The following is a 7,729-nucleotide window of genomic DNA, read 5'->3' as shown; positions in this document are numbered from 1 at the left end:
TTAGAGTATAAAGATGCTGACTATACGGCAGTCAATGATGCGATTGCCAAGGCAGAGGCTTTAAATCCAGAGGATTATGTTGATTTTACACATGTAAGTGATGCGATTGATGCAGTTGTAAAGAATTTAGATATCACGCATCAAAAAGAGGTCGATGATATGGCACAGGCTATCTTAGATGCCATATCTGAATTAGAGGAAAAACCAGCTGAAACTCCGTCAACGAGTGATAATAGCTACATCACTTGTTGGATGATGATAATGATTGGCGCGGCAATGAGTCTGATTGGATTTGTTGTTTACGATTATAAAAAGAAATTGACACATTAAAAAAAGAGCACTCTGTGATTGACAGGGTGCTCCTTTTTAAAGGATCTTAGAATTTAAAAAGATTTAAACCTACATTCTCATCAAATACACGGTCAACTTCACCGTCGATGACATCGATGAACATTTCACAGGTTGCGGAAATGACACACTCATTTAGATGGCCGCCATAAACATTTTGATTGCCGTCTGCGACATTGATATGCAAATGCAGATATACTTCACCATCTTTTCTGGTGATATTACCGATCAAGGATGTGATTTCCATATCCTGATCCAATTCTCTGGAATAGTATTTCTTTTCTTCAATGTTGAAAAGTCCTATCTTTACATGGTTGGTAGCTCCTAAAGCCTGAACATTTCCCAGCTTGACATCATACTGCTTGACGATTTCAGTCAAAGAAGCGATGACTTCTTCTCCCTTATCCAGTCTTACGACGATTTTGTTGTTGAATTTTCTTGATTCCATCATTTACCTCCTGTTGCTGTTAAGCGAATCATATGACATTGAGGATCGGCAAAGATCCTGATGTCGCTTTCTGTAGTTCCAAGCCCGTTGGAAACGATCAGCTTGGTCTGATTGATCGTATACTCACCACTGGAATATACGATGGCTCCTTCCTTTTTCGAAAGAGCACCGATAAACGGCAGAGCAATTTGTCCGCCATGAGAATGTCCGGCGAGTACCAGATCGATATTGTTAAGCGGCAATTCGCTGACAATATCCGGTGCATGCGTCAAAACGATCGTATAGGCACTTGTATCAACGTTTTCAAAGGCAAGGGATATATCCGGATTGCCCCCTATTTGTGAATCGATGCCAATCAGATTTACCGCAGTAACGTTATTTTTCGTAATCATTAGATGTTCATTTGTCAATAGTTCAAAATCTGCCTGATATAAAAGATTTTCAATCATGTCGCTGACAGCAGGGTCATGATCCTCTTCACCTGATACCGCAAATTTACCTAGATCCGCTTGTAGTGATTTTAATAAGGTAATCAGCTCCTGCTGTGCTTCTTCACTTGGGGGATAGTTTGAAGGATCATCAAATAAATCACCGCCAAATAAAATAATATCAGGTTTATTGGCATTGATCTTTTCGATCATTCTTTCCAAACGTTCATAGTTCATGAAATGGTTATAATGAATATCGCTGATAAAAGCAATTTTCAGATTACTTGCTTCACTGCTGATCTTATTGCTTTCAATCGTTTGATTGACGATGGTGACATTGGCTACGCTGACATTCGTGCTATAAAAGATAAAGGCAGCGACCAATGCAGCTATCAGAAATAAGACAGCTAAAACTTTTAAAAATTTTTTCATATCTCTATTTTACATTCTTTCCCGATATCTGTTAAGCTTTTTTAGAAAAAAGAAGGAGTTTTTAAGCTTCCTTCTTGTGAGTGGCATGAGTGGCCTTTGCGGCACGTGCCTGCTGCATCTGAGCCATGGCTTCCTTTGAATTCAGAATGACCGGAATCACGATCGGATTACGATGCGTCTTATTGTAGAGGAATGGTTCTAATGAGCCGCGGATCGTATTCTTGATATCGTTGAAGGTGATCTTTGACTGCATTTTTTCTTTTAAGGCATTGTAGACCACTACTTCGGCTTCTTTCAAGAGTGATTGTGAATCCTTGATGAACACGAAACCACGGGATACGATGACTGGTCGGCAAAGGATGGAATTCGTTCTGGAATCGATACATACGATCACAGAGCACATACCATTATCCGCTAAGATCTTTCTGTCTTTTAATACCGCGGTACTTAATCCGCTGATATCATTGCCGTCTACATAAATATCATCAGCAGGAATACGATAGCTCGTTTCAAAGACCTCTTCATTGCGCAGGATCAGTACATCACCATTGGCACAGGTAAAGATCTTTTCTTCCGGGATACCTGTCTGAATCGCTGTCTGCTTATGCTGACGAAGCATCTTATATTCACCATGTACCGGCATGAAATACTTTGGTTTGATCAGCTGTAACATGAGCTTCTGCTCTTCCTGGGAAGCATGTCCCGTTGTATGCAGGTTATTAAAGATAGAGTTGGTCAGTACATTTGCACCCGCTCTGAATAATTTATTGATTACGTGGTTGACGCTTGATCCATTGCCCGGAATCGGATTGCTGGAGAAAACGATCGTATCATTCGGCATAAGCTTGATGTAACGATGTGTTCCCTGAGCAATACGGCTTAGGGCCGCTAACGGTTCACCCTGACTTCCTGTACAGATGATGCATATCTTATCCTCAGGCGTATGATTTAATTCCTCAGGTGTGAGGAAATAGCTGTCAGGCACCTTGATCCATCCCAGCTTACGGGCAATCGTAACCACATTTTCCATGCTTCTTCCAAAGATACAGACTCTTCTTCCGCAAGAAACCGCGCAGGATAAGATCTGTTCCACACGATGCACATTGCTGGCAAAGGTTGCGACGATCAAACGTCCCTGCGTTTTCTTAAAGATTTCAAAGATAGCCTCAGATACCTTCTTTTCCGAAATAGAAAAATCCTCGATACCGGAATTCGTAGAATCACTCATCAATAACGAAACACCGGTAGCTCCTAAATAAGCCATCTTCTGATAATCAGAATTAGTACCTACAGGTGTCAGGTCAAATTTAAAGTCCCCGGTCGTAACGACACGTCCGTTAGGTGTATTTACGATAATTCCCAATGAATCGGGAATCGAATGGGTCGTATTGAAAAAACCGCAACGGAAATGCTTTGTATTCACCACACTGTCTTCATTGATCTCGATGATCTTACAGTGCTTCAGCATTCTTCTTTCTTCTAATTTCCGATTGATCAGCGCAACTGCAAAACGCGGTGCATAAATCGCTTCGATATCAACCGTCTTCAGCAGAAAAGGAATTCCGCCGATATGGTCTTCATGACCATGCGTAATTAAAAGTACTTTTCTTTTATATCTATTTCTGACCAAATAATTGTAATCAGGTATTACATAATCAACACCAAGCAAGCTTTCTTCAGGAAAACGCACACCGGCATCGATGATGAGTATTTCATCCTCGTGCTCGATGCAGTACATATTTTTACCAACTTCGCCTAAACCGCCCAAAGCAAATATCAACGTATCTGTTTTTTTCGGTGTGACTCTATTATAAGTATTTTTCCCGCTTTCTCTTAGTGCCGTCTTATCATATTGTTTCATTAATATCTCCTTTCACTAGCACTTGATTACTCATAGTATAACACATCAAAGGAAAAAAATGTAGCATTTGCATTTTTTTATTCGATGACGATGGCATCTTCAATCGGCTGCCACGGATTTACAGGATTGATGTGGTCATAAAAGAGAATACCGCTGAAATGGTCGATTTCATGCTGTAAGACGATGGCCGGATAACCGGACAATCTGAAGATGACCTCTTTGTCCTGTATACAGTCATAGGCTCTGACTTTGATACGGGCACTGCGTGGTACATAGCCGGCATGTTCATCTTCTACGGACAAACAGCCTTCGCCTTCCTTAAGGTAAGCCATCTGTACAGAATTGGAGATGATCTTCGGATTGGCTAATGCCAGCTCGATATCTTCCTTATCTTCACCCATCGGAATGCAGACGCCAAGAAGCTGTTTTAAAACACCGACCTGAACGGCGGCGATCCCAACTGCGGGACGAATATTTTCCTTTTCGCTTAATTCGGGATCTTGGGAACATTTCACATGACTCAGCAGCTTTAAGGCCAATTTTTTATCTTCTTCACTTAACGGCAATTCTACCGGTTTTGATTTTTCACGAATCAGATGATCACTATCTTTAATGATTTCTTCTGCTTTAAAAAACATATTTATTCACCTCTGTCTTTCTATTTTATAATATTTTGATGTACTTGAAAAGAATCTTTTTCTTCCATTCATTTATAAAATTGTGTAAAATGAAACAGGAGGCGATTTGATGCGCAAAATAAAATTCAACATGCCCAAAAAATATGATCGGCTGATTCATGCCAGCGTCATAGTTTTGATCGTGCTGGGAACTTTGATGGTCGCATCTACAAGTGTCGGAGAAACGAGATCGGGAGGCACGACAAATAATACGATCGTCATACGAACGATCGTGAAACAGGTCCTGTTCGTGCTTGTCAGCTATTTCGCAATGGTTTTCTTTGCCAACCATTTTACGATGGAAAGAGCGATGAAATGGATCCGTCCGATCGGTTTCCTCATCGTTGTCATGCTGATTGCCTGTCTGTTTTTTGATGCTGCCGGAGGTGCAAAAAGCTGGATCCGTCTGAGCATTCCGGGGCTGGGGCAGATTACGCTGCAGCCAAGTGAATTTATGAAGGTGTTCATGATCGTGGTGATGGCGTGCATCATCGAACGGGTACGGCGAAGAAAGCTCGACTGCTGGAGCATCGTGAAGATTCCGCTTTCATTTTATATGATCGCGGCAATCGTGATTTTTCTTCAGAATGATACAGGTTCGCTCATCGTTATATCTTTGATCTGCGCCGTATGTCTTCTGATTCCTTCGCATCCGAGCTTAAAGAAGTTTCAAAAGGTTGCCGGAGGCATCTTGATCTTTGGCAGTTTGGCCGTCGTCTTTTTAGCGAGCGATGCCGGGATTGCCTTGCTTGAAAAGCTTCCTTTGGAAAGCTATATGATCAACCGATTCAAGATGGCCGCAAATCCATGGCTGGATGAATATGGTGACGGCTTGCAGCTGATCAATTCGCTGTATGCTTTTGCGACAGGTGGCTGGAGCGGAGTAGGATTTGGACAATCGATCCAGAAAATGCAATATCTGCCGGCGGCCATGACTGACTATATCTTGGCCATCACTGTTGAAGAATTTGGAATTACCGGCTTCTTAGTTGTTTTAGGCGGATATGGCATCTTGATCTATCGTTTGTTTAAATATGCCTTGATGTCAAAAAGGGAAGGCTATAAAATTTTATATATCGGTACAGCCATGTATCTTTTCATTCACTTTGTCTTCAATGTTGGCGGGGTGACGGGACTGATTCCACTGACCGGTATTCCACTTCTGTTTATTTCTTCCGGTGCCAGTTCGCTTTTCAGTATCTGTTCAGCAATCGGTATTGCTCAGGGAGCGATAGCCAGAGAGAATCGTGAGAGGGAAGGCTTATGAGAATAATTGCCGGGAAGCTTCGTTCACTGAAAATTGAAACGATGGAGGGTGACAAAACAAGACCGACGGCCGATCGTATCAAAGAGGCCATATTTTCATCCATAGGGCCTTATTTCTATGGCGGAAGGATGCTTGACTGTTATGCGGGAAGCGGTAATATCGGTTTTGAAGCACTTTCCAGAGGTATGGATGAGGCGGATGGCTTTGAAATTGATCCTAAGGCCTGTGCCTGCATAAGATCCAATGTAAAACGCTTCAAGCTTGAAGAACAGTATCATCTGCATCAAAAGGATGTAATGACGCATTTGGATGAATTAAGCGGTGAATATGATCTGATCTATCTTGACCCGCCTTATGCCAAACAGCAAAATGAAAAGCTGATCAAGATGCTTGCAGACAGAAAATTATTGAGCAAGGATGGCATCCTGATCGTTGAAAGCCGAAAAGAAGATGAATTTAAAGAAGAAATTGCTGATTTAAGACGTTATAAGAGCGTATGCTACGGCATTACGAAAATCAGTTATTATGAGAGGAAAGTATATGAAGAAAGCAATGATTCCGGGAACGTTTGATCCGGTAACAAAGGGACATCTTGATGTCATTGAGCGCTGCAGCAAGCTTTTTGATGAGGTCTATGTCGTCATCATGGTGAATGCCGCAAAAAAACCTCTGTTTAGTGAGGAAGAACGTATTGATATGATTGAAAAGGAAACGGCTCATCTAAAAAATGTAAAGGTGTTGGCAGGAAGCGGATTAACGGTCCATATGGCAAAAAAATTAGGTGTAAGCGCCATGGTAAGAGGAATCCGTGCCACCAGTGACTATGAATATGAGGTATCGATAGGAACGGCAAATATGATGCTTGAGAGTGATATCGAAACATTATTTCTTCTCAGCAAGCCGGAGTATTCCTTTGTTTCCAGCTCAACGGTCAAGGAGATTGCGATGCATCATGGAAATTTAAGCTGTTTTGTCAGCAAATATGTGGAAGAAAGGTTAGAGGAGAAGTTTCGATGATTCAGTTGATTTGCTTTGATTTAGATGATACGTTGATGGATTTTCATAAAGGGGAAGAGATTGCTTTTTATGAAACGATGAAGGAAGAAAATATTGAAGCAAGTATGGACGATTATCTCCTTTATAAAAAAATTAATGGAGCATTATGGAAAAAGCTTGAAAAGGGAGAAGTTGAACGGTATGCTTTGCAAAGAATCCGTTTTGAAGAATTGAAAAAGGAAAGCCGGCTTGATTTTGATGTTGAGAAAGTCAATGCATTGTTTCCTCAAAAGCTTTCTGAACAGGCTATTTTATTAGAAGACAGCGTAAAAATTCTTGAGTGGTGTTCAAAAAAAGCAAAACTGGCATTGGCTTCAAACGGAACTGCGTCAATTCAGTATCGAAGGATTGAAAAAGCAGGAATAAAGAAATATTTTGAATATATATTCATATCTGAAGAAGTGGGTTATGCGAAACCTCACCCTGCTTATTTTGATGCGATTTTTAAAAGTGCGAACGTTTCTCCAAAGGAAGTGCTTTTTATTGGTGATTCGTTAAGTGCAGATATGAACGGAGCGGTGGAAAGCGGATGTATCAGTGTCTGGTTTAATCCTAAGCATATCATCAATGATTCAGCGGTCATACCGGACCATGAAATCGACCGCCTTTCTTCAATCATAGACAGATGGGAGGAATTTAAATGAAATATTATATCGTATCGGATATTCACGGAAGCAGTGCCAATCTTGAAAAGGTATTGCAGATGTTTGATGAGGATGGTGATTATCTGATAGTCTTAGGTGACATCCTTTATCATGGACCGCGTAATGACCTGCCGGCTAATTATGAACCTAAAAAGGTGGCAGCGATGCTGAATGAAAGAAAAGAAAAGATCATTGCGGTACGTGGCAATTGTGACGGTGAAGTGGATCAGATGGTGCTGGAATTCCCGATTACCGCTGATTATCAGATGCTTCCTTTTGATGGTTATAAGATATTTGTTACCCATGGACATCTCTATGATGAAAATTTAAAGTGGGTCGGCGAACAGGATGCCGTGCTGTTTGGACATATCCATATTCCTGTGGCTGAGAAGATCAATGGCTTGCTTTATCTCAATCCGGGCAGCATCTCACTTCCGAAAATGGAAAGCGTGCCGAGCTATGGTGTTTTAGAAAATGATGTATTTACGATCTATGATTTAGATAAAAATATTGTCAACTCTTATAAAATCAAATAAAGATTGTGATATAATAGGAATAGTTTGGAGGT

The 7,729-nt window shown here is 41.0% G+C and carries 9 protein-coding genes and 1 pseudogene; 6 read left to right on the top strand and 4 right to left on the bottom strand.

The window, feature by feature from the left end:
* Positions 1 to 330, top strand: a pseudogene (locus Q0K35_RS09135) (lacto-N-biosidase); the annotation flags it as partial.
* Positions 331 to 376: 46 nt separating this feature from the next.
* On the opposite strand, the gene Q0K35_RS09130 reads toward Q0K35_RS09135, so the two are convergent.
* The 4 genes from Q0K35_RS09130 to def all read right to left on the bottom strand — a co-directional run bounded on the left by Q0K35_RS09130 (position 377) and on the right by def (position 4,155).
* Positions 377 to 796: a PPC domain-containing DNA-binding protein gene (locus Q0K35_RS09130; RefSeq protein WP_294562451.1), complete on the bottom strand. Its 420-nt coding sequence runs from the start codon at positions 794 to 796 to the stop codon at positions 377 to 379.
* Entirely contained in the window at positions 796 to 1,656 is an 861-nt protein-coding gene (locus Q0K35_RS09125) for a metallophosphoesterase (RefSeq protein ID WP_294562450.1), read from the bottom strand. Before Q0K35_RS09125 ends, Q0K35_RS09130 begins: the two co-directional genes overlap by 1 nt.
* Before the next feature lie 61 nt (positions 1,657 to 1,717).
* Positions 1,718 to 3,517, bottom strand: coding sequence for a ribonuclease J (locus tag Q0K35_RS09120; protein WP_294562449.1), 1,800 nt, complete (start codon positions 3,515 to 3,517; stop codon positions 1,718 to 1,720).
* A 77-nt stretch (positions 3,518 to 3,594) separates the two neighbouring features.
* On the bottom strand, positions 3,595 to 4,155 hold the full coding sequence (gene def, locus Q0K35_RS09115) for a peptide deformylase (RefSeq protein WP_294562447.1): 561 nt from the start codon (positions 4,153 to 4,155) through the stop codon (positions 3,595 to 3,597).
* Between the two features lie 109 nt (positions 4,156 to 4,264).
* Here def and Q0K35_RS09110 point away from each other — a divergent pair, with 109 nt between their 5' ends.
* The 5 genes from Q0K35_RS09110 to yfcE are packed head-to-tail and all read left to right on the top strand — an operon-like array spanning position 4,265 to position 7,697.
* Positions 4,265 to 5,461, top strand: a complete 1,197-nt coding sequence (locus Q0K35_RS09110; RefSeq protein WP_294562445.1) for an FtsW/RodA/SpoVE family cell cycle protein — start codon at positions 4,265 to 4,267, stop codon at positions 5,459 to 5,461.
* Complete coding sequence (rsmD, locus tag Q0K35_RS09105) at positions 5,458 to 6,033, top strand: 16S rRNA (guanine(966)-N(2))-methyltransferase RsmD (RefSeq protein WP_294562443.1); 576 nt, start codon at positions 5,458 to 5,460, stop codon at positions 6,031 to 6,033. Before Q0K35_RS09110 ends, rsmD begins: the two co-directional genes overlap by 4 nt.
* Positions 6,002 to 6,478: a pantetheine-phosphate adenylyltransferase gene (gene coaD, locus Q0K35_RS09100; RefSeq protein WP_294562442.1), complete on the top strand. Its 477-nt coding sequence runs from the start codon at positions 6,002 to 6,004 to the stop codon at positions 6,476 to 6,478. Before rsmD ends, coaD begins: the two co-directional genes overlap by 32 nt.
* Complete coding sequence (locus Q0K35_RS09095; RefSeq protein WP_294562439.1) at positions 6,475 to 7,161, top strand: YjjG family noncanonical pyrimidine nucleotidase; 687 nt, start codon at positions 6,475 to 6,477, stop codon at positions 7,159 to 7,161. Before coaD ends, Q0K35_RS09095 begins: the two co-directional genes overlap by 4 nt.
* Positions 7,158 to 7,697, top strand: coding sequence for a phosphodiesterase (yfcE, locus tag Q0K35_RS09090; RefSeq protein WP_294562437.1), 540 nt, complete (start codon positions 7,158 to 7,160; stop codon positions 7,695 to 7,697). Before Q0K35_RS09095 ends, yfcE begins: the two co-directional genes overlap by 4 nt.
* Positions 7,698 to 7,729 lie beyond the last annotated feature (32 nt).

It is taken from the genome of uncultured Traorella sp. (assembly GCF_944327115.1).
Taxonomy (GTDB): domain Bacteria; phylum Bacillota_I; class Bacilli_A; order Erysipelotrichales; family Erysipelotrichaceae; genus Traorella.
This window is presented reverse-complemented; position numbering and strand designations above follow the sequence as displayed.